Origin of the sequence: Vibrio sp. 10N.247.311.12 (genome assembly GCF_041467515.1) — a bacterium.
Lineage (GTDB): Bacteria > Pseudomonadota > Gammaproteobacteria > Enterobacterales > Vibrionaceae > Vibrio > Vibrio crassostreae_C.
The window spans coordinates 137,700-160,087 of record NZ_JBFSUV010000002.1; the positions used below are offsets into that span (position 1 = coordinate 137,700).

19 protein-coding genes and 1 pseudogene are annotated in these 22,388 nt (G+C 44.5%); 6 read left to right on the plus strand and 14 right to left on the minus strand.

The annotated features are described in order from the left end of the window. Positions 1–229: 229 nt before the first annotated feature. Complete coding sequence (gene asd / locus AB6E30_RS01805) at positions 230–1,348, plus strand: aspartate-semialdehyde dehydrogenase (protein WP_017061186.1); 1,119 nt, start codon at positions 230–232, stop codon at positions 1,346–1,348. A gap of 152 nt (positions 1,349–1,500) precedes the next feature. Here asd and AB6E30_RS01810 read toward each other — a convergent pair whose 3' ends face one another. After that, complete coding sequence (locus tag AB6E30_RS01810) at positions 1,501–2,343, minus strand: ion transporter (protein ID WP_372102520.1); 843 nt, start codon at positions 2,341–2,343, stop codon at positions 1,501–1,503. Between the two features lie 149 nt (positions 2,344–2,492). Next, the gene (locus AB6E30_RS01815) at positions 2,493–3,131 is read right to left on the minus strand and encodes a YchE family NAAT transporter (protein ID WP_004734056.1); all 639 of its coding nucleotides are present in this window, start codon (positions 3,129–3,131) and stop codon (positions 2,493–2,495) included. A gap of 638 nt (positions 3,132–3,769) precedes the next feature. Between AB6E30_RS01815 and adhE the strand changes: the two genes are divergently transcribed. After that, a complete protein-coding gene (gene adhE, locus AB6E30_RS01820; RefSeq protein WP_017061183.1) occupies positions 3,770–6,475 on the plus strand; it encodes a bifunctional acetaldehyde-CoA/alcohol dehydrogenase in 2,706 nt (901 codons plus the stop codon). A gap of 186 nt (positions 6,476–6,661) precedes the next feature. On the opposite strand, the gene AB6E30_RS01825 is transcribed toward adhE, so the two are convergent. From AB6E30_RS01825 to sodB, 3 genes are all read right to left on the minus strand, one after another. After that, complete coding sequence (locus AB6E30_RS01825) at positions 6,662–7,345, minus strand: SDR family oxidoreductase (RefSeq protein ID WP_017061182.1); 684 nt, start codon at positions 7,343–7,345, stop codon at positions 6,662–6,664. 278 nt (positions 7,346–7,623) lie between these two features. Then, entirely contained in the window at positions 7,624–8,127 is a 504-nt protein-coding gene (locus AB6E30_RS01830) for a VC2046/SO_2500 family protein (RefSeq protein WP_372102478.1), read from the minus strand. Positions 8,128–8,374: 247 nt separating this feature from the next. Next, on the minus strand, positions 8,375–8,959 hold the full coding sequence (gene sodB / locus AB6E30_RS01835; protein ID WP_372102480.1) for a superoxide dismutase [Fe]: 585 nt from the start codon (positions 8,957–8,959) through the stop codon (positions 8,375–8,377). A gap of 269 nt (positions 8,960–9,228) precedes the next feature. Between sodB and AB6E30_RS01840 the strand changes: the two genes are divergently transcribed. Both AB6E30_RS01840 and AB6E30_RS01845 read left to right on the plus strand, forming a co-directional pair. Beyond that, entirely contained in the window at positions 9,229–9,567 is a 339-nt protein-coding gene (locus tag AB6E30_RS01840) for a Grx4 family monothiol glutaredoxin (RefSeq protein ID WP_004741702.1), read from the plus strand. A gap of 98 nt (positions 9,568–9,665) precedes the next feature. Next, a complete protein-coding gene (locus AB6E30_RS01845; protein ID WP_102427881.1) occupies positions 9,666–10,295 on the plus strand; it encodes a DsbA family protein in 630 nt (209 codons plus the stop codon). Positions 10,296–10,485: 190 nt separating this feature from the next. Here AB6E30_RS01845 and AB6E30_RS01850 read toward each other — a convergent pair whose 3' ends face one another. Then, positions 10,486–11,811, minus strand: coding sequence for a Na+/H+ antiporter family protein (locus AB6E30_RS01850; protein WP_372102481.1), 1,326 nt, complete (start codon positions 11,809–11,811; stop codon positions 10,486–10,488). Positions 11,812–11,876: 65 nt separating this feature from the next. Further along, on the minus strand, positions 11,877–12,521 hold the full coding sequence (gene rnt, locus AB6E30_RS01855) for a ribonuclease T (RefSeq protein ID WP_017061178.1): 645 nt from the start codon (positions 12,519–12,521) through the stop codon (positions 11,877–11,879). A gap of 188 nt (positions 12,522–12,709) precedes the next feature. Between rnt and motY the strand changes: the two genes are divergently transcribed. Further along, positions 12,710–13,591 carry a flagellar protein MotY gene (gene motY / locus AB6E30_RS01860; protein WP_017063457.1) on the plus strand — a complete coding sequence of 294 codons (882 nt, stop codon included), beginning with the start codon at positions 12,710–12,712 and terminating at the stop codon, positions 13,589–13,591. 95 nt (positions 13,592–13,686) lie between these two features. On the opposite strand, the gene AB6E30_RS01865 is transcribed toward motY, so the two are convergent. Together AB6E30_RS01865 and gloA are read right to left on the minus strand one after the other, a co-directional pair. Then, positions 13,687–14,121, minus strand: coding sequence for a DUF2753 domain-containing protein (locus tag AB6E30_RS01865; RefSeq protein WP_004734047.1), 435 nt, complete (start codon positions 14,119–14,121; stop codon positions 13,687–13,689). A gap of 200 nt (positions 14,122–14,321) precedes the next feature. After that, a complete protein-coding gene (gene gloA, locus AB6E30_RS01870) occupies positions 14,322–14,738 on the minus strand; it encodes a lactoylglutathione lyase (RefSeq protein ID WP_137002124.1) in 417 nt (138 codons plus the stop codon). A gap of 765 nt (positions 14,739–15,503) precedes the next feature. On the opposite strand from gloA, the gene AB6E30_RS01875 reads away from it, so the two are divergent. Then, a complete protein-coding gene (locus tag AB6E30_RS01875; RefSeq protein ID WP_048610520.1) occupies positions 15,504–18,257 on the plus strand; it encodes a cation-transporting P-type ATPase in 2,754 nt (917 codons plus the stop codon). A gap of 178 nt (positions 18,258–18,435) precedes the next feature. On the opposite strand, the gene nth is transcribed toward AB6E30_RS01875, so the two are convergent. From nth to AB6E30_RS01900, 5 genes and pseudogenes are all read right to left on the minus strand, one after another. Beyond that, the gene (gene nth, locus AB6E30_RS01880) at positions 18,436–19,071 is read right to left on the minus strand and encodes an endonuclease III (RefSeq protein ID WP_372102483.1); all 636 of its coding nucleotides are present in this window, start codon (positions 19,069–19,071) and stop codon (positions 18,436–18,438) included. Positions 19,072–19,235: 164 nt separating this feature from the next. Beyond that, positions 19,236–19,928, minus strand: coding sequence for an electron transport complex subunit E (locus AB6E30_RS01885; protein WP_012603531.1), 693 nt, complete (start codon positions 19,926–19,928; stop codon positions 19,236–19,238). Further along, positions 19,928–20,557: an electron transport complex subunit RsxG gene (gene rsxG, locus AB6E30_RS01890; protein ID WP_012603532.1), complete on the minus strand. Its 630-nt coding sequence runs from the start codon at positions 20,555–20,557 to the stop codon at positions 19,928–19,930. Before rsxG ends, AB6E30_RS01885 begins: the two co-directional genes overlap by 1 nt. Positions 20,558–20,570: 13 nt before the next feature. Further along, positions 20,571–21,617 carry an electron transport complex subunit RsxD gene (gene rsxD / locus AB6E30_RS01895; protein ID WP_372102485.1) on the minus strand — a complete coding sequence of 349 codons (1,047 nt, stop codon included), beginning with the start codon at positions 21,615–21,617 and terminating at the stop codon, positions 20,571–20,573. Beyond that, positions 21,617–22,388 (minus strand): annotated as a pseudogene (locus AB6E30_RS01900) (electron transport complex subunit RsxC); the annotation flags it as partial. The gene rsxD and the pseudogene AB6E30_RS01900, both read right to left, overlap by 1 nt.

The following is a 22,388-nucleotide window of genomic DNA, read 5'->3' on the forward strand; positions in this document are numbered from 1 at the left end:
GTCGATTGAATCGACTTTGGCGATGTAAATGTTTGAATTTGACGATAATGGACGCTTAATCAATGAGGTGGAGATGGAATGTCGATACAGAGATAACTGCACGATTCATTACGTTCACTTAAAAGAAACGAAAAAGTTACACTTTTTGACAAAAAGCACTTGAGTTCTGTTTCTGAAAAACTTATAGATGGGGGAGAGCAATTTTTAATTTATACATGGAGAGTGAGCGATGAGAGTAGGTCTAGTTGGTTGGCGCGGTATGGTTGGTTCTGTACTGATGCAACGTATGGTTGAAGAGAAAGACTTCGACTTGATTGAGCCTGTTTATTACAGCACATCTCAGATTGGTATTCCTGCCCCTGTTTTAGGTGGTAAAGATGCGGGTCTACTTCAAGACGCTTTTGATATTGATAGCCTAAAACAGCTTGATGCTGTGATTACCTGTCAAGGCGGCGATTACACATCAAAAGTATACCCAGCACTGCGTCAAGCAGGTTGGAAAGGTTACTGGATTGATGCAGCATCTACTCTGCGTATGGATGCTGATTCAATCATCACTCTTGATCCTGTTAACTTGGCTCAAATCCAGCAAGGCATTCACAGCGGCACCAACACGTTCGTTGGCGGTAACTGTACTGTGAGCTTAATGCTTATGGCTCTAGGTGGTCTGTACGAGAAAGGCATGGTTGAGTGGATGAGTGCCATGACTTACCAAGCAGCTTCTGGTGCGGGTGCTAAGAACATGCGTGAGCTGATCTCACAAATGGGTGTGATCAACGACAGCGTAAGTTCTGAGTTAGCAAACCCTTCAAGCTCAATTCTTGATATCGATAAGAAAGTGGCTGATACGATTCGTTCATCTTCATTCCCAACAGACCAATTTGGTGCTCCGCTTGCAGGCTCACTGATTCCTTGGATCGATGTGAAGCGTGAAAACGGTCAGAGTAAAGAAGAGTGGAAAGCCGGTGTTGAAGCGAACAAGATTCTTGGTCTAGATGGTCAGCCAATCCCAATTGATGGTACTTGTGTACGAATCGGTGCAATGCGTTGTCACGCTCAAGCACTAACGATCAAGCTTAAGCAAGACGTGCCAATGGACGAGATCGAAGAGATCATCGCAACGCACAATGATTGGGTTAAAGTGATTCCTAATGACCGCGACATCACGGCACAGGAGCTAACACCAGCGAAAGTAACAGGCACAATGTCTGTACCTGTCGGTCGTCTGCGTAAGATGTCGATGGGTAACGACTTCCTAAACGCCTTCACGGTTGGTGACCAACTACTTTGGGGGGCTGCAGAACCACTACGTCGTACTCTACGCATTATCCTTGCTGAGAAATCGTAATAGGCAAGATTGCTTAAATTCTATTAGCTGATAAACCGAAAGGGTTGACGACAAACGTCAACCCTTTTTAGTTTATTGCTACCTCGTTATTCGGCCCTCGAAACTGCCCTTAAATCTCTTCGCATCTCGCTACTCGAATCTCGTGTCTGCTTTTATTTCTCGTCGGTGACGATACGCTTGTCTGGATCCGCTAATTCGCTAGCACAGTGCTTGCAATACATGGCGTCTGAATCATGACCCGCTCGGTTACAGTTCGGGCACTTAACCAATTCTTTGTGCGAGTTCATCTCATTACTGAGTTCTGCAGTAATGATCCCGGTTGGCACTGCTAAGATAGAGTAACCCAATAGCATGGTCAGTGATGCTATGGCTTTACCAAGCGCGGTCTGCGGCACCATGTCACCATAACCTACCGTAGTGATAGTCACGATGGCCCAATAGATACTGTGAGGAATACTGGTGAAGCCATTGTCAGGACCTTCAATAACAAAGATCAAGGCGCCAAAGATAACCACCAAGATGCCGACGGTGCTAAAGAAGATCAGTATCTTTCGTCGTGCCATTAATAGTGAGCGCAACAGAATATTGGAATCTTGCAGGTAGCGAACCAGCTTTAGAATTCGGAAGATACGCATCACACGCAGCAGTCTCACCACACCCATAAATGAAGCGCCTGGGAAGATGATTGCTAGGTAGGTCGGAAGAATCGCCAATAGGTCAACGACACCATAAAAACTGGTGGCGTAAGATTTTGGCTTTGGGGAGCAATAGAGCCTTAACAAATACTCAAGAGTGAAGAGTGCAGTGAAGGTGTATTCGATATAACGCAGCTGTTGTGACCATTCGGTCATCACATTAGGGATGGATTCTAAGATCAGAACCAACAGCGAAGCCAAGATTGCAACGATCAGAGTTATATCAAATGCACGTCCGGCTGGCGTGTGAGTACCAAAGATAATGACGTACAAATGATGCTTGAGTGGCTTGCGTGACATAAGGAGAGGTTCGTCTTCTGTTAAATGCATTAACAGTCATTATACAAGCTTCATAATAACGAGGCGAGTGAAAGCCCAATTGCTTTACTCGCCTCATCTATATTTCAATATTGTTGCCCTTTATAGAGCAACCGAAATGTTGTTAAACGTTATGCCAAGCCTGGGAACAGATTACGTAGGCCATTGGCGATGAACTCGATGCCCAATGCGCCAAGAATCAGACCCATGATACGAGTGATCACGTTGATACCCGTTTGACCTAAAAAGCGAACGATAACCGGCGCTGAACGGAACAAAAGCCAAGAGCACGTTGCGAATGCGATGATGCTAATGCCGATGCCGACCGTATCAATAGCAGCAGGGTAGCGAGAACCATAAACAATGGTCGAGCTGATTGCACCTGGGCCTGCCATTAGCGGCATAGCAAGTGGAACAACGCCGATTTGCTCTTTGCTGATGTATTCAGATTTTTCTTGTTTGTTCTGCTTATCTTCACCGAGCTTACCGCTCATCATCGAAAATGCGATGCTCAGTAATAGTAAACCACCTGCAACACGGAATGAGTCCAGCGAGATACTAAACATATCAAGCAGCATTTGCCCCGCAACAAGAGAGACAATGAGGATCACGGCAACAGCAATGTTTGCTTGTAAGGCTGTCCTGTTCCTCTCTTCTGGCGGCATATGAGCAGTAAGAGAAACAAAAACAGGCATGATGCCGATTGGGTTTACGGCAGCAACAAGCCCAAGGAAGAATTGCATAAAAATTGCGAGTTCTAAGCCTTGCATGAGAGCGATCTCCAGTTAGCGTACTTAAGGTTGAAGGGTTGATCTGTGAATAGTTTAGGCGCGTAATGTAAGGGACAAACTCGATTTACGCGAATGAAAAAAACTAACTTGAAATGGGTGATTCTTTTTAGAAAAACTAATTGAATCTCACTTTTGTTTTAAGCCTGTTGCAAGCTAGTTGGTAGTGTTTAATTTTGTAATTTATTATTGAGTAACTGTTAACCGACGCACGAAATTAATAAAAATTATGTCAGAATCTAGCCCGTACAACGGTATGGATATACTCTCAGTAGCACGAATATAGCTGTATACATTTAATTTAACGGACTAAAAATGAAACTTTTTTACAGTTTATTACGCTATGTAGAAAAAAGTTGTCTGTTTGCTTGTTTTTTTCGCGAACGAAAAGTGTGAGTTTAATCTATATAAATCATGCTCTTAAGTTCATTTTTGCGATTGCCTTACTACTTTCTGGTTAATTCTTTTTGGGTAACTGATCTGGGTCAATTTTTTTCACACAGTGAAATAATATACTCAGCCCTGAAAGCAATTTACTAAGAACGCTGGTGTTTAAGGTTAACGGCAAGCAGCGAGTTTAATAAAAAGTTTTTAATATTTATTATTTTAGGAGATCCACCATGCCTGTAACTAACTTAGCGGAACTTGATGCTCTAGTAGCTCGCGTTAAAGCAGCACAAGAAGAGTTTGCAACATTCTCTCAAGAGAAAGTAGACGCAATCTTCCGCGCAGCTTCTCTTGCTGCTAACCACGCTCGTATTCCACTTGCTCAACAAGCAGTTGCTGAATCTGGAATGGGTATTGTTGAAGATAAGGTTATCAAAAACCACTTTGCATCTGAATTTATCTACAACAAATACAAAGACGAAAAAACATGTGGCATCTTAGAAGAAGATGACAACCTAGGCACAATGACTATCGCTGAGCCTGTAGGTATCATCTGTGGTATCGTTCCAACAACGAACCCAACTTCTACAGCAATCTTCAAATCTCTAATTTCTCTTAAGACACGTAACGGCATCATCTTCTCGCCACACCCACGTGCAAAGAACTCAACTAACGACGCAGCGAAACTAGTTCTAGACGCAGCTGTTGCAGCTGGTGCTCCAAGAGACATCATCGGTTGGATCGACCAACCATCTGTAGAGCTTTCTAACGCGCTTATGAAGCACGACGGTATCGCACTTATCCTTGCTACTGGTGGTCCAGGCATGGTTAAAGCAGCATACTCTTCAGGTAAGCCTGCTATCGGTGTTGGTGCTGGTAACGTTCCTGTCGTTATCGATGAAACAGCTGACATCAAACGTGCTGTAGCATCTATCCTTATGTCTAAGACTTTCGATAACGGCGTAGTATGTGCTTCTGAGCAAGCTGCAATCGTAGTTAGCGAAGTATATGACGAAGTTAAAGAGCGTTTCGCTTCTCACAAAGCTCACGTTCTATCTAAAGCTGACGCTGATAAAGTACGTAAAGTTCTGCTTATCGACGGCAACCTAAACGCTAAAATCGTAGGTCAACCTGCTCCAGCAATCGCTGAAATGGCTGGTGTTAAAGTTCCTGCTGATACAAAAGTACTTGTAGGTGAAGGTCTTGGTAAAGTTTCTTACGATGACGAATTCGCTCACGAGAAACTATCTCCAACTCTAGGTCTATTCCGCGCAGATGACTTCGAAGACGCAGTTGCTCAAGCGGTAACTATGGTTGAAATCGGTGGTATCGGTCACACATCTGGTCTTTACACTAACCAAGATACTAACGCAGACCGCATCCGTTACTTCGGTGACAAGATGAAGACTGCTCGTATCCTAATCAACATCCCTACTACTCACGGTGGTATCGGTGACCTGTACAACTTCAACGTTGCACCTTCTCTAACTCTAGGTTGTGGTTCATGGGGTGGTAACTCTATCTCTGAGAACGTAGGTCCTAAGCACCTTATCAACAAGAAAACTGTAGCGAAGCGAGCTGAAAACATGTTGTGGCACAAACTACCTAAGTCTATCTACTTCCGTCGTGGTAGCCTTCCAATCGCAATGAGCGACCTAGAAGGTAAGAAACGCGCATTCCTAGTAACTGACCGTTTCCTATTCAACAACGGTTACGCAGATGACGTAGTTAGCTTGCTTAAAGCACAAGGCATCGAAGTTCAAACTTTCTTCGACGTAGAAGCGGATCCAACGCTATCTGTTGTTGAGAAAGGCGCTGAAGCAATGAAGAGCTTCCAACCTGACGTAATCCTTGCTCTAGGTGGCGGTTCTCCAATGGATGCTGCTAAGATCATGTGGGTTATGTACGAGCACCCAGAAACTCACTTCGAAGAACTAGCAATGCGCTTTATGGACATCCGTAAACGTATCTACAAGTTCCCTAAAATGGGTCAAAAAGCTGAGCTTGTATGTATCACTACAACTTCAGGTACAGGTTCAGAGGTTACTCCATTCGCTGTTGTTACTGACGACAAGACTGGTGCTAAATACCCACTAGCTGATTACGAAATCACGCCAAACATGGCTATCGTTGATGCGAACCTAGTAATGAACATGCCTAAGTCTCTAACAGCGTTCGGTGGTTACGATGCAGTAACTCACGCTCTTGAAGCTTACGTATCTGTTCTAGCGAACGAGTACTCAGACGGTCAAGCTCTTCAAGCTCTTAAGATGCTTAAAGAATACCTACCATCAAGCTACAAAAATGGTGCGGCTGACCCAATAGCTCGTGAGAAAGTACACAACGCAGCAACTATCGCTGGTGTAGCATTTGCGAACGCATTCCTAGGTGTGTGTCACTCAATGGCTCACAAAATTGGTGCTGAGTTCCACCTACCACACGGTCTTGCTAACGCACTACTTATCTCAAACGTTGTACGTTACAACGCGAACGATAACCCAACTAAGCAGACTGCATTCTCTCAGTACGACCGTCCACAAGCACGTCGTCGTTACGCTGAAGTTGCTGACCACCTAGGCCTAAGCCAAGCTGGTGACCGTACAGCTCAGAAGATTGAACGTCTACTGACTTGGTTAGAAGAGCTTAAAGTTGACCTAGACATCCCACTATCTATCCAAGCTGCGGGTGTTAACGAGTCTGACTTCATCGCTAAACTAGACGAGCTAGCTGTTGAAGCGTTCGATGACCAGTGTACAGGTGCTAACCCACGTTACCCTCTAATCACTGAGCTAAAAGAAGTTCTAACAACTTCTTACTTCGGCCAACCATACGTTGAAGGCGAAACTTTCGAAGGTACTACAGTTATCCTTAAGAAAGCAGACCAAAAGCCAGCTGAAGCGAAAGCGCCAAAAGCTAAAAAAGAAAAAGCTAACGCATAATAAGTAAGCATTAGTTTTGAGATAAGTTTTCGCTAGCACGATACTTATCTATCGGGAAAAGATGAAAGCCCCAGTCGAGAGACTGGGGCTTTTTTTATGTTTGGTTCGTTTGTAAAACGGATTGAGAGGCAATAGCTCTGCTACTTAATATGAGCTGAGCCAGTCATGTTCAATTGGAATAGGGAGTTAAACCTCTGCCGCGACAACTCGCCCACTGAAGTAGTCATTCGAGACAATGTATTCGGTTGTTCTGGTCAGCTCGTCTTGCAGCTGCGCCCAGTGACATCGGTTGAGCTTGCCATCGGAGTTATGAACGGCGGGAACAACGCCACCGACTCGAATGCCAAAGGGAGTCAGCTCTTTCGCCCAACTATGGGTAAAGCCAGTGATCATTGAGTTTGCGCTCTCTAAGCCAGACACATCGTGAAAGTCATCATGAGATATCACATTCACAATCACGCCTTCCTTATCTTCCTCTCGCAATCTCTCAGCACTGATTTGCCCAAATGCGAACAGGGTCGATGCCATCGATGAGAGATCATTAATAAAGCTGCTCACAGGCTGATCGCCAATTAGGCTAGGCATTGGGGAGCTTATCCAGTTATTGACCAGCACATCGGGTGTCGTGTTGAAGGTGGTTTGAATAAAATCATATACGCTGAGAATCGCTTGGCTGTCATTGCCTTTGAGCGTGTAGTGGTAAACAGAGTCAGAAAACCGGGCACACTGTAGATACGTCGCTTTAAGTGCTTCCGTGTCTTTATCACAAAGGATGACGGTGGCTCCAAGGTTAACAAAGTGGTTCGCAATCGCCCCCCCCAGTCGCGAGCCGGCAGATGTCACCAATATGATTGAGCTTTTTATTTCCATCCCAGTACCTAAACAAATCGTCCATGTCGGATAAGGATGGGTTAAAATTTATACAACGGGTGTGAATTGGTTCAAACTAAGGTGTGCCAATTAATAAGTTTTTATGAACTTAGTGGCACGTCACATTTTGTAGTAACTTCAAGCGGTAACCGACATCAGGTGTTTTTAGGTTGCCTAAGGCTAATGGTTCATATCATTCGTGTGAATACTTTGAAGTGTGCGAGTTAGTCGAAGAAGAGCTATGGATAGACAGCGAAAAAGGGAAAGGTAGGTGATCGCTATACTTGAGCTTGAATTTGATACCGACGTTGCGCGGTGGTTAGCTCATTGTAGAGCGTGGCATGTGGCAAATCACGTAAATGCTTGTTTGCGAGTTTGCGTCGGTCATGACCAGAAAGGTTTTGGTAAACCTCTTCGGGTAAGTCGGCTGTATCTTCAGGCATGAAGGCAAGCGCTTCAGGTTTCAAGTAATGGCTGAGTTTGGCGCTGGCAAGGCTAGCTTGATGAAAATGATTAGATTGCTGAGCTGAAATCTCATATGAAGACTGGTTTGAACGCAGTTGTTGAGGTTCTGCTACGCCAAATTGTTTGCGCAGGCGATCTTCATTTGTCTCTGTGATTTCAATGGTGTCAATTGGCGTGCAATCACGGACATCATTAGAAAACATAGATAACAGCAACGCGAAATCTGCACGGCGACCTTGCTCAACCGCTTGGCTGATCCCGATGCCGAACTTCAGTTCGTTGATGATTCCTGCTTTGTCTAAAGTATGTATTTGCATGTCGCCTCTCATTGGATACACCTTTAACGGCATGGAGTCGGCAAACTTTAGTGTTTAATTACAGGCAAATAGAGAATTTATGTAGGGTTGGGAAGAAGGCTATCAATAGTTCGAGAAGTAAGCGCTATTGGCGGGTTTATTACGAAATGTTTAGATTTTGTGGAACACGACAGATACAAAAAAGCTCACGCCGAGGCATGAGCTTTCAATAGATAACTCGCTATAAATAGCGCAGCGTAAGCAATAATTACTTAGCTAGGTTCTCTTCTACGAAAGACCAGTTTACTAGGTTCCAGAATGCAGCCATGTAGTCAGGGCGAACATTGCGGAAATCGATGTAGTAAGCGTGTTCCCATAGGTCAACAGTTAGAAGTGGAGTAACACCTTCTTCTGTTAGAGGAGTAGCAGCGTTAGAAGTGTTAACGATGCCTAGAGAACCGTCAGCTTTCTTAACTAACCAAGTCCAAGAAGAACCGAAGTTGTTGATTGCTGAATCAGTGAATTTCGCTTTGAATTCTTCGAAAGAACCGAATGCAGCGTTGATAGCTTCTGCAACAGCGCCAGTTGGTTCGCCGCCCGCTTTAGGAGCAAGACAGTGCCAGTAGAACGTGTGGTTCCAGATTTGAGCAGCGTTATTGAAAACACCACCAGTAGAAGTCTTAACGATCTCTTCTAGTGTTTTGCCTTCAAACTCAGTACCTGGGATAAGGCCGTTTAGCTTAACAACGTAAGTGTTGTGGTGCTTACCGTGGTGGAAATCTAGCGTTTCTGCTGAGATGTGTGGTTCTAGCGCGTCTTTCGCGTAAGGAAGAGCCGGTAGTTCAAATGCCATTGCTCAATTCTCCATTGATATGAAAGAGTTAACTCTTTCGATTGCTTCCAGTGATATTATTATTCATGGCTCGCTATACTGCCAACCATGGTCAATTTGCTGACTTGCGATATAGTTTAGCAAGTTTTTACTTTATTAAAAGCTTATTTCATTACTTTTGTGTGAATTGTTAGCTTAGCTTGTTAACCGCTTTTTTTATATGGTTTTTATTCTTTTAGTTTGGGGTAGAATAAAGGCAATAAAAGCCGTAATCCATTAACGAGGAAGCAATGGAAACTATCGATAAAATCAAACAGCAAATTGAAGAAAACACTATTCTACTGTACATGAAAGGTTCTCCTAAGCTACCTAGCTGTGGTTTCTCTTCTCAAGCGTCTCAAGCTCTAATGGCATGTGGCGAAAAATTTGCTTACGTAGATATCCTACAAAACCCTGATATCCGTGCAGAGCTTCCTGCTTACGCACAGTGGCCAACTTTCCCACAACTTTGGGTTGAAGGTGAGCTAATCGGTGGTTGTGACATCATTCTTGAGATGTTCCAAAAAGGCGAACTTCAGCCAATCATCAAAGAAGCAGCGGCTAAAGTTGCTGGCGATGACGCTGAATAAGTTCTAGCCTTTGCGCTGAATAGTTAAAATGAGGGGCCTTAATCAGGCTCCTTTTTTGTTTGAATTGATCGAATCATTGACTCGATAAGGAATGAACAATGAACGTAAAACTTCATTATGTGCATGATCCAATGTGCAGCTGGTGTTGGGGTTACAAGCCAACACTTGAGTTATTGAAACAACAATTGCCTGCGAGCATTGAGTTTAACTATGTAGTGGGTGGTTTGGCCCCGGATTCTGATGAGCCAATGTCAGAAGAGATGAAAGGCAAGCTGCAAGCGATTTGGAAGCAGATCGAAGCTAAGTTGGGTACTGAGTTTAACCATGATTTTTGGACAAAGTGCCAACCTGTTCGCAGTACTTACCCTGCGTGCCGTGCCGTGATTGCTGCAGGTTTTCAAGACCACTACGAAGCGATGCTTGAAGCGATTCAACATGCTTACTACCTTCGTGCGATCTTGCCACATAGCCAAGACACACATTTGCAGTTGGCTGAAGAGCTAGGTATGAATGTTCAACAGTTTGAAAATGACCTTTCTAGCAAGTTATTGGAAAGTGAGTTAGATGACCAGCTAGGCTTTAAAGAAGCGATGGGTGTATTTTCTTACCCGACCTTAATGCTTGAAGTGAACGGCATCTTTAGTGAAGTTGAATTGGATTATCATTCAACGGAAGCGACGCTTAAGTCTATTCGCGAAATTTTAGTGAGTAATGCTCCCGCTGCGTAATTCAGCGAGAGTCATCTGTATTCGCAATGATTTCTAAGGCTTACTCATCAGAGTAAGCCTTTTTTGTTTGGTGTCGCTAGTTCAATGAGAGTGAGCGGAAGGAAGAGTAGAATGAATCTCAGAGACAAAAAAGACCGCACGAGGCGGTCTTTATAAAAGTGAGTGTAGGGCTCTTTAACTACAAACCTAATTACAGAACCATGGCTGCAATCCAACCGAATACGATCAGTGGGATGTTGTAGTGCAGGAATGTTGGAACTACGGTTTCCCATACGTGCTCGTGTTGACCATCAGCATTTAGACCAGACGTTGGACCTAATGTTGAGTCAGAAGCCGGAGAGCCCGCATCACCAAGTGCTGCAGCTGTACCTACTAGAGCGATTGTTGCCATAGGCGAGAAGCCAAATGCTGCTGCTAGTGGAACGTAGATAGTTGCAAGGATTGGAATCGTAGAGAACGAAGAACCAATGCCCATAGTAACCAATAGACCAACAATTAGCATAAGTAGTGCTGCTAGAGGCTTGTTGTCGCCGATGCTTGTTGAAAGTGCTTCAACCAGAGATTCAACGCCACCTGTTTGCTTCATAACTGCCGCGAAACCTGCTGCTGCAATCATGATGAAACCGATCATTGCCATCATGTGAACGCCCTTGGTGAAGACATCTTGTGTCTCTTTCCAAGCAATAACGCCACCGAAGGTAAATACCATGAAACCCGCTAGAGCACCGATGATCATAGAGCCAGTCGATAGTTGAACTGTTAGCGCTGCTACGATACCAGCTGCTGCTACTAGGATGTGCTTCTTGTTGATCTCTTTCACTTCTGTTGAAACAACAGTGTGAGAGGTTTCTTTGTATTGGCGAGGCTTACGGTAAGTAAAGAATACTGCAGTAAGAAGACCGAAGATCATGCCCGCAGCGGGTAACAACATCGCCATTGGCACTTGGCTTGCTACTACGTTTTCAAGACCATTGTCGTGAAGGTTTTTAAGCAGAATGTTGTTTAGGAAGATGCCACCAAAACCAATCGGTAGCACCATGTAAGGTGTAATCAGACCAAAAGTAAGTACACACGCAACTAGACGGCGGTCTAGGTTCATTTTTGCGAATACGCCTAGTAGAGGTGGGATTAAGATTGGGATGAAGGCGATATGTACTGGAATCACGTTTTGCGAAGACATGGTCACTAAGATCAACGACGCAAGCATGCCGTATTTAAGACCAGTCGATGCCGCACTGTTCTCTTTGCCGTGAATGCGTTTGATAACACTTTGAGCAAGGAGATCTGTGATACCAGAACGTGAGATAGCAACAGCGAATGTACCAAGCATAGCGTAGCTAAGTGCAATCGTTGCACCGCCGCCTAATCCACTTTCGAAAGCCGAGACTGCGTCGTTCAAGCTCATACCAGAGGCTACGCCACCGATAATTGCACTGAACGTCAGAGCAACGACTACGTTTACGCGCATCAAAGCTAAAACAAGCATGATGCAAACTGAAATTACAACAGGATTCATATTATTCTCGGGATGTTGTGTTTTTTATGAAGGCAATACGAAAAAACGTTTACCGACTCTATTTTTTATTCTTCGTCAACAAGAGGCCAACCACCAAGGGCTTTCCATTTGTTTACAATGCCGCAAAATAACTCTGTGGTTTTTTGCGTATCATACAAAGCAGAGTGTGCTTCTTTGTTGTCAAATTCCATCCCTGCAGTGCGGCAAGCTTTAGCCAAAACGGTTTGACCGTAGGCAAGACCACTAAGAGCTGCAGTGTCAAAAGTAGCAAATGGATGGAAAGGGACGCGTTTAAGCTTACAGCGCTCACTTGCCGCATTAACGAAGTTCAAATCGAATGTAGCGTTGTGAGCAACCATGATTGCGCGACTGCAATCTGAAGCTTTTTGTTCTTTTCTCACTAGCTTGTAGATTTCTTTAAGGGCTTCTTGTTCCGACACAGCACCACGTAATGGGCTAAATGGGTCTTTAATTCCGTTAAAGTCTAATGCTGCCTGCTCTATATTTGCGCCTTCAAAAGGCTCAATGTGAAAATGAAGCGTTGATGCAGGGTGCAGATCTCCGTTCTCATCCATTTTTAATGTAATGGCACAGATTTCTAATAATGCATCGGTTTCAGCGTTAAACCCTGCGGTTTCCACGTCGATGACCACTGGAAAATAGCCGCGAAAGCGTTTTTTTAGGGTCAGAGCTTCGTTTTCTACAGTCATGTTAGCCCAAATAAGTGTGATTAAGGCTGCATTATTGCAGATAATAGCAGTGATAAAAACTAGGGAAGGGCAATAAATCTTAAATTACCCAACCCATTACGGCTTGATAATTGCATATTTAAACGTGAGAGAAAAATGCGGCAATTGGCTGCATTGTTAAACGAATTGCTTAAGAGATACTCCACTTTATGAAGAAACAACTCATAACAGGTTCAATGCTATTTTCGCTACTTGTGTCGTCATCGGTCATGGCACAAGAAAAGCGTTACGGAGCATCTCCTCAACAGTCGACATGGGAGATGGTAGCCAACACGCCACTTGAATGTCGCTTGGTCCACCCAATTCCAAACTTTGGTGATGCTGAGTTCTCATCTCGCGCGAGTAAAAAAATCATTTTGGACTTTGAGCTTAAAATGCGCCGTCCAATGGGTGCGACGCGCAATGTAAGCTTGATCTCTATGCCGCCACCTTGGCGTCCGGGTGAAAGTGCTGATCGTATGACAACCATTAAGTTCTTCCAGCAATTTGACGGCTATGTCGGCGGTCAAACAGCTTGGGGCATCTTGAGTGAGTTGGAGAAAGGGCGTTATCCGACATTCAGCTACCAAGAGTGGCAGAGCCGAGATCAACGTATCGAAGTGTCGTTGTCGTCGGTGTTGTTCCAAGAAAAATACAATGTGTTCAGTGACTGTGTTGCTAACCTGCTGCCTTACAGCTTTGAAGATATCTCTTTCACTATTTTGCATTACGACCGCAACAGCGACCAGCTGAACAAGTCGTCGCGCAAAAGGCTGAGCCAGATTGCCGATTACGTTCGCTATAACCAAGACATCGACCTTGTGCTGGTGGCAACGTACACCGACTCTGTCGACAGCAAAGGGATTAGCCAAAACCTTTCAGAGCGCAGAGCAGAATCGTTAAGAGAGTACTTCAAATCTCTAGGCCTGCCAGAAGATCGTATCCAAGTGCAAGGCTATGGCAAGCGTCGTCCGATTGCGGACAATAACTCGCCAATTGGTAAAGATAAGAACCGACGTGTTGTGATCTCTTTAGGTCGCACACAGGTTTAAGCTAAACAACAGCTTGTTTTGAAATGACAAAGCCCGTCTTGATGACGGGCTTTTTTATGTTTTAAATTTGGAGTCGTTGTTTTAACGGAACTTGTTTAATTCAAGCGGAAGCGGGCGATCATTTCACAGTTGGTCGCGGTATCGATCTTTTCCACCATAGAGGCAATTTTAGGGTTTGGGTGGCGTTTCATGAAATCGATCAGCGCTTTCTTACAGCAACCAATAGAATCGATAAAGCTTGAACATTGAGTATTAGGGCACTGAGGGATCAGTGTGAGTACCTTTTCAGAAGCCAGTTGAAGATACTTGAGCTCGTATTCAGTGTCGCCAGCCCAACGCCAGAATTGAGCAAGATTGTGGCAAGAAATCACCGAGATCAGTAAGCGTTCATCGGCTTGAATATCGGTGCGTTCTGTAATTTCTTCACTTAAGTTCAAAGCCTGCTGATAATGAAGAATACTTCGTACAGGATCGTCGAGCTGCAATGCAGTATCGGCAAGTAACGTGTGTTTTTCCCATTCGCTAATCATTGTATTACCTCACTAATCAATAGGTGGTTAATTTAAATGATAATCATTATCATGTAAAGTTTCATCAATGAGATTGTTAAGAATAATTGGTAAAGAATATCGATTATGGTGAGAGTGATAAAAAAGAAGCGAGCATAGTGCTCACTTCTTTTTTCATTTCATCAGGCGTTCAAACTCAACTTCTCAAAGAGGTTAAGGAATTAACCTTCTAGACCTGCGCTTGCTTGTTTGTTCTGAATCAGCTCAATCATGTAGCCATCAGGATCTTTAACGAACGCAATGTGTGTAGAGCCGCCTTTAACCGGACCCGCTTCTCGCGTTACGTTGCCGCCAGCTGCTTTAATCGCATCACACGTTATGTAGATGTCATCAACACCGATAGCAACGTGACCAAAAGCAGAGCCAAGATCGTATTCCGTGGTGCCCCAGTTGTAAGTCAGCTCAATCACTGCGCCTTGAGATTCGTCGCCAAAGCCAACGAAAGCCAGTGTGTATTCGTACTCTTTGTTTTCGTTCTTACGTAATAGCTGCATGCCCATTACATTGGTGTAGAACTCGATAGACTTGTCTAGATCACCCACGCGTAGCATGGTGTGTAAAATACGACCGTTTGACATGATTTGCTCCTAGCTTGTTATTGGTTGTTTCTTTTATAGCACTATATATGAGCAAGCTCATAAGCAACACCAAAGAGATGATGAGCTTGGTCATATTTTCTTATTCTCATCATCTATCTTACTCTCCCCCTCTGCCTTTTTTCTTATTTGTATTACAAGAAATTAAAGAGCGACGGCCTTATTAATTTGTCAGTCACTAGCGCTTAATTCGCAGTTTTGCATAAATAGTAAGTTTGAGTGTTGGTCTTTTTTGTAATGGCCAAGAATGGCCTTGGTTGTTGAATTGTGACTTATATCTCCATCTTGTTGCTGATTTCCTTTCGTTTTTACAATTGGCATCTAACTTTCCATTTTATCAATTTATGATTACGCCAACATATCCCTGTTTATAGAAAGGTTATTCCGATGTTTTACTTCGTTATTAAGGAATTTTCGATAAAATACGCCGATAACCAATGGTTTTTACGAAAGTGCAAAGGGTGTCTATTTTTTGTGCTTATCTTTTTTAAACAATAGTTTGGGCTTGTATTGTTTGTTTTATGTTTGATGTTTGATGTGGTTGTGTTTTCAAAGTAGTTGTCAAGTGTGTATCAAGTGTATCTTTTGCGATCTTTGCTAAATAGACAATCCTTACTATATAGTTTTTCAAGCGCACCAAATCGACTAAATATTCACTTTTGATTTGTGCGATTTTTCTATCACATAAGAATAAGTATTATTTTATTACATTAGCCTCAGCGTGAGGCATTGATGTGGAGTACTCAAATGACGAGTAAATGGTTTACACAACAAAGTTCAGATGTTTTAAACGAACTGAACGCAGATCAAACGACAGGTTTATCAACTTCTGAAGCGGATGCACGCTTAGAGAAGCACGGCACTAACGAACTGACTGCACAAGAGTCAGCTTCTGCGTGGGAACTGTATATTCATCAATATAAAAACCCACTGATTTTTATTCTAGCTGTTGGTGCAATCGTTTCTTGGTCTACTGGCCACGCGATTGATGCTATTGCTATTGCAGTGATTATCCTTATCAATACTGGTATCGCGTTCTGGCAAGAATTTAAAGCTCAGAAAGGGATGGAAGCGCTAAAAGAAATGGCAGCTCCAGAAGCCGAAGTGATGCGCGATGGTAAATGGATCAGTGTTCCAGCTAAAACCCTCGTTCCTGGTGACATCATCAAAATTAATACTGGCGATATTCTGCCTGCTGATGTTCGTATTCTTGAGTCAAACCGTCTGACGGTAGATGAGGCTGCACTTACCGGTGAATCTGAGCCAGTGAACAAGCAGTCTGAACGCCTTGAAGATGAGACTCTTGGTCTTGGCGATCAGAAGAACATGGGCTTCATGACAACAATCGTGACTACAGGTACAGGCCTTGCTGTTGTAACAAGCACAGGTATGCAAACTGAAGTTGGTCACATCGCTGATATGATGAACCAAACGGAAGAGACGAAAACACCAATGCAAGAGCGTATGGACACCATCGCACTCGCATTATTGGTTGTTGCTCTTGTGGTTGTTGCTATTGTTTGTGCTATCGGTGTTTACCACGGTATGCCATGGTTAGAAATCCTAACAACAGGTATCTCTTTATCGGTTGCCGCTATTCCTGAAGGTTTACCAACGGTGGTTACTATCGTATTAACGATGGGCTCGACTAAGATGGTTAAAAATAATGCTTTGGCTAAACAGCTAGCAGCAATCGAAACGCTTGGTTCTACAACCGTTATCTGTTCAGATAAAACCGGTACGCTAACACAAAACCAAATGCAGGTGATGAAAGCGTACGATGTGTCTGGTCGTTACTGGGATGTGTCAGGTAAAGGTTTTGATCCTAAGGGTGAATTCATTACCAAAGGTCACAATGTCGAAGCGACAAACAGCCCTGCTATGATGAAAGGTCTTGTTGTTGCAACGCTTTGTAACGATGCTGAATATGTAAATGCTGATGGTAAATGGACGGTTCGTGGCAACCCGACAGAAGGTGCACTAATTGTTGCAGCTGCAAAAGCAGGTCTTAAACAAGATGAAATGCTATCAACGGGTGGCTACTCAATTGTTAAGAAGTTCCCGTTCGATTCTGGTCGTAAGATGGCTTCTGTTATCGTTCGTGACCCACAAGGTAAGCACTTCCTAGCATTGAAAGGCGCGCCAGATGTTGTTCTTGGTAAATCAACCAGCTTCATGGTTGACGGTGGTTTCGTACCAACGGTTGGCTGTGAAGTTTCAGGCAACTTGGCTCTCGATACCGCACCGTCTCAAGAACTTCATTTAGACTTTGAAGCGGCAATCCAAACCTTTGGTGGTGATGCTCTGCGTACACTTGCCGTTGGTTTCCGTGAATTAAAAGAAGAAGAGCTTGAGTTAGATTTCCCTGAGCTTGAAAAAGACGTCAGCATCCTGGGTATCTATGGCATCATGGATCCACCACGTCCAGAAGTGCGTGATGCAGTAAATAGCTGTTATAGCGCTGGTGTTCGTACGGTAATGATTACCGGTGACCACGCAGTCACGGCAGCAGCGATTGCTCGTGAAATCGGAATCATCCGTAGCGAAGACGATCTAGTGGTAACGGGTGCTGAGCTTGACCAAATGGATGACGAGAAGCTTTTGTCTATCTGTTCTCAGGTTGCAGTATTTGCACGTGTTACTCCAGAGCACAAGCTGCGTATCGTAAAAGCGCAGCAAGAGAACAACGAAGTTGCCTCTATGACCGGTGACGGCGTGAACGATGCGCCAGCACTGCGTCGTGCAGACATTGGTGTTGCGATGGGTATTACAGGTACGTCTGTTGCGAAAGACTCAGGTGACCTTATCCTGTTGGATGACAACTTTAGTACTATCGTGAAGGCGGTACGTCAGGGTCGTCAAATTTTCGATAACCTACGTAAGTTTATCCGCCAAGCACTTACAGCGAACGTGGGTGAGGTTTCGGTAATCCTATTTGCATTCCTACTCATGGGACCAGATGTAGTACTTCCGCTAACTCCACTAATGATTTTATGGGTTAACCTCGTTTCTGATGGTCTACCAGCACTCGCACTTGGTGTTGAACCAGAAGAGAAAGATCTCATGGAGCGTAAGCCAGGCAAACGTGACCAAGGCTTCTTCTCTAATGGTCTAGGCGCTCGTATCCTAACTCGTGGTCTCGCATTAGGTGGTCTAAGCTTTGTGACATTCTCTTACGCACTCGACGGTGGTTACAGTGCTCAATACGCACAAACCGTTGCGTTTTTAACACTGATCTTTGCTCAACTTTGGAGCTTGTTCGATGCACGTACGTTTACAACGATTTATCGTAAGAATCCGTTCACTAACCACTACCTACTTGGTGCGGTGGCAGTATCGGCTATCTTGTCTTTAAGCGTTGTTTACACAAGCTTCGGTCAGCTGGTATTCAGCACAGAAGCACTAGAGTTTAATCACTTAATATCGTTAATCTTCATTGCAGCAGTACCAACATTTGTTCTATCTGCTATCAAAGAAGTGACTAAAGTGAAGTTTATCTAAGACAGACTTCTTAGCTAAATAATTGAATCCCGCCATAAAGGCGGGATTTTTATGCCTGTTATCTTGGGAACGCAGAATTAGAAATGAAAACTGATGTAGAGGCGGCTTCTAGAGAGTGGCAACAAAAAAGCAGCGCTTTAAGCGCTGCCGTATTGATTAATCGTTGTGAACGGAAAGACTAATCTTCGCTCTTTTCTTTGAACTCACAGAGGTCTTCAATGATACAGCTGCCACAGCGTGGTTTACGTGCGACACAGGTGTAACGTCCATGAAGAATGAGCCAATGGTGGACATCCAGTTTGAATTCTTTTGGGATAACTTTAAGTAGTTTTGCTTCGACATCGTCGACGGTTTTACCCATCGCTAGCTTAGTGCGGTTTGATACACGATAGATGTGAGTATCAACGGCAATCGTTGGCCAACCGAATGCGGTATTTAACACTACGTTTGCTGTTTTGCGACCAACACCTGGAAGGGCTTCTAATGCAACGCGATCTTCCGGTACTTCACCATTATGTAAGTCAAGCAGCATACGACACGTTTTGATGGTGTTTTCTGCTTTTGAATTAAATAGACCGATGGTCTTGATGTACTCTTTTAAGCCATCAACACCTAGGTCGAAAATTGCTTGTGGCGTGTTGGCTACAGGGTACAGCTTATCCGTCGCCTTGTTCACACTAACATCGGTTGCTTGTGCTGATAAAAGTACGGCGATCAGCAACTCGAATGGGCTGTTCCAGTTAAGCTCAGTCTCTGGCTTTGGATTGTTTTCTCTTAAACGCTCAAGTATTTCTACTCGTTTTACATTGTTCATAGCGACATTACTTTCAAATAGTTAGGGCATGAAGCTTGGATTGCTTCTGCTTTATCATCGGTTACGCGCTCTTATGAGCGTCATTATTATATGTACTGTTTAGATCTGATTTTCCCCGCTGAGTGGTTGAGCTAACTCAGCGCGGTTTAAGCTAATTTAGCTTATTAAGCATTGGTAACGCGAGCGCGTTCAATGACTGGTTTTTCTTGTTTTGGTTGTCTAGATTTTGCTTGGTTATCGATGATGTTTTTCAAAGCAATTAAGAAACCAACACCAATGAAGGCACCCGGTGGAAGCAGGGCTAACAAGAAGCTGTTATCAAATTGGAATATCTGGATTCGTAACACAGAAGCCCAGTCACCAAGCAGCAGGTCTGCGCCATCAAATAGGGTACCGTTACCAATAATCTCACGCATCGCACCTAACACGACCAATACTGATGTCATGCCTAGACCCATCCAAAAACCATCTTGAGCCGCTGGCAGCACTTCATTCTTTGAAGCGAAGGCTTCCGCACGACCAATGATGATGCAGTTGGTTACGATCAGCGGGATGAAGATACCCAAAGATAGGTAAAGCCCATAGGCGTATGCATTCATCAGCAATTGAACACACGTTACTAGTGATGCAATGATCATTACGAATACTGGGATACGCACTTCTTTTGGTACGTGGTTACGAACCAAAGAAACAGAAACGTTTGAGCCGACCAGTACAAGCAAGGTAGCAATACCGAGCCCAAGTGCGTTAGTGACTGTTGACGATACAGCCAGCAGCGGACATAACCCAAGAAGTTGTACTAGGGCAGGGTTATTGGCCCACATGCCATTTTTGATCAGTGTTTTATGGTCACTCATTATTCACCACCACAATTTAGAGGTTGAGCAAGCAATGCTTGGTTGTTTTGGTTAACGTATTGAACCGCTTGTTTGACTGACTTCACGACCGCTCTTGGTGTGATGGTTGCGCCAGTAAACTGGTCAAAGTCACCACCGTCTTTACGAACCTTCCAACGGTCAAGATTAGAATCTGTTACTTGTTTGCCTGCAAACGAAAGTATCCAATCACTTACACGCAAATCAATCTTATCACCCAAACCTGGAGTTTCTTGGTGAGAAAGCACGCGAGTACCTAAAATAGTACCGTCGATCTTCATTCCAACAATCACTTTAATCGCGCCGTTGTAGCCGTCTGGGGCAATCGCTTCGATCGCAATCGCACTCGGCTCACCATTGATTTTAGCAATGTAAGCCGGCATCGCTTGCTCAGTACCAAGCTCTTCTGCTTGAACCAAAGTACAAGACGAAAACAGCTCGTTGTCGTGCAGATCGTGCGGGATCACTTGATTAAGAACAGACAGTAACTGAGCCTGTTCTTGTTGTTTGATCTGATCTTTGGTCAGGTAGTGAGTTACCGCGACCAAACCCGTCGAAGCACACGCAAAGATCGCGAGTACAAGGCCGTTTTTCTTAATTGCATTTAGCATGATATCCGCTCCCTTAGTGGCCGTATGTACGAGGTTTGGTGTAGTAGTCAATCAGTGGAACACACATGTTGGCTAACAATACAGCAAACGCCACGCCATCAGGGAAACCACCCCAACTGCGGATGATAAATACCAAACCGCCGATCAGAGCACCAAACACCAAGCGACCTTTGACTGTCGTGGATGCTGAAACTGGGTCGGTCGCAATGAAAAATGCGCCTAGCATAGTCGCACCAGACAATAGATGAATGGTCGGTGATGCGGTTTCGCCAGGAGTGAACATCAAGAACACTAAGCTAAATAGGGTCAAGCTGCCCAGAAACGCGACTGGGATATGCCATTGAATCACGCGTTGCTTGATAAGCACCAAGCCACCAATAAGGTAAGCAAGGTTTACCCACTCCCAACCCACGCCAGCTAACCAGCTAAATTGAGGTTGAGACAGAGCTTCAGAAGCGGTGTTGCCTGCCGTTAATGCGGTTTTGAAGGCATCGAGTGGCGTCGCCATTGTGGTGCCATCAATCCCTAAACGAGCTTGTTGTAGAGATAATCCTTCATTATTGAAGCCAGTAAAGATCATCAAGAATGAGTCAATAAAGCTTGTTGCTTCTGCTGTCAGGCTCGCGGGAGCATTCCAACTGGTCATTTGAACTGGGAATGAAATCAGCAAAACAACGTAAGCGACCATCGCAGGGTTAAATGGGTTCTGCCCTAGGCCGCCGTATAAGTGTTTCGCGATAATAATAGCGAAGAACATACCAATGACGAGGATCCACCACGGAGAGTGTGGGGGAATCGCGACACTCAGTAGCCAAGCGGTTACAACAGCACTGTAATCACGCAGTGCCATTACTGGCGGGCGTTTTCTCAATAGCATGACGGCTGCTTCAAAGGTAACAGCAAGTGCAATAGCAAATACTAACTGGATGAGGGTACCCCATCCAAAGAAGTAGGTTTGAGCTAGTAGACCTGGCAATGCACAAATAGCCACCCATTTCATTAGATCTGGGGTGCTTCTACGGCTATGCGCGTGCGGTGAGCTGGCGATAAAGAAGGCCACTACTCTTTCTCCTCATTGTTCTTTTTATCTAGCTCTTGCTGGGCTTTTTTCGCTTTAGCACGAGCGATAGCTGCAGCAACAGCAGCTTTCTTCGGATCGACCTGTTCAGATTGAGTATCAGTTTCTACTTCAACTACTGGTTCAGATGTTTCTGCTTGCTTAGCTTGCTGTGCTTTTTTTGCTTTAGCACGGGCTATAGCGGCAGCAACGGCGTCTTTCTTAGCATCGCCAGAACTTCCAGCTTCAGTTTCAACTGCAGGTTCAGGAGCTTCGGTTGTTTCTTGTGTCGCTTGCTGTGCTTTCTTAGCCTTAGCGCGAGCGATGGCCGCAGCAACAGCAGCTTTCTTAGGGTCGACTTGCTCCGATTGAGTCTCGGTTTCAACTTCAACCACTGGTTCAGATGTTTCTGCTTGCTTCGCTTGCTGGGCTTTTTTGGCTTTAGCACGAGCGATAGCGGCAGTAACAGCATCTTTCTTGGCATCGCCGGATTTTTCAGCAGGAGCTTCAGCAGCAGATTCAGCTTGTTGAGCTTTCTTGGCTTTAGCACGAGCAATGGCCGCAGCGACAGCATCTTTCTTAGCATCGCCAGAGCTTTCAACAGGAGCATCCGAAGCAGATTCCGCTTGCTGTGCTTTCTTCGCTTTAGCGCGAGCAATCGCAGCAGCAACGGCGTCTTTCTTCGTATCGCCTGAGCTTTCAGCTGGAGCGTCGGAAGTAGATTCAGCTTGTTGAGCTTTCTTGGCTTTAGCACGAGCAATGGCCGCAGCGACA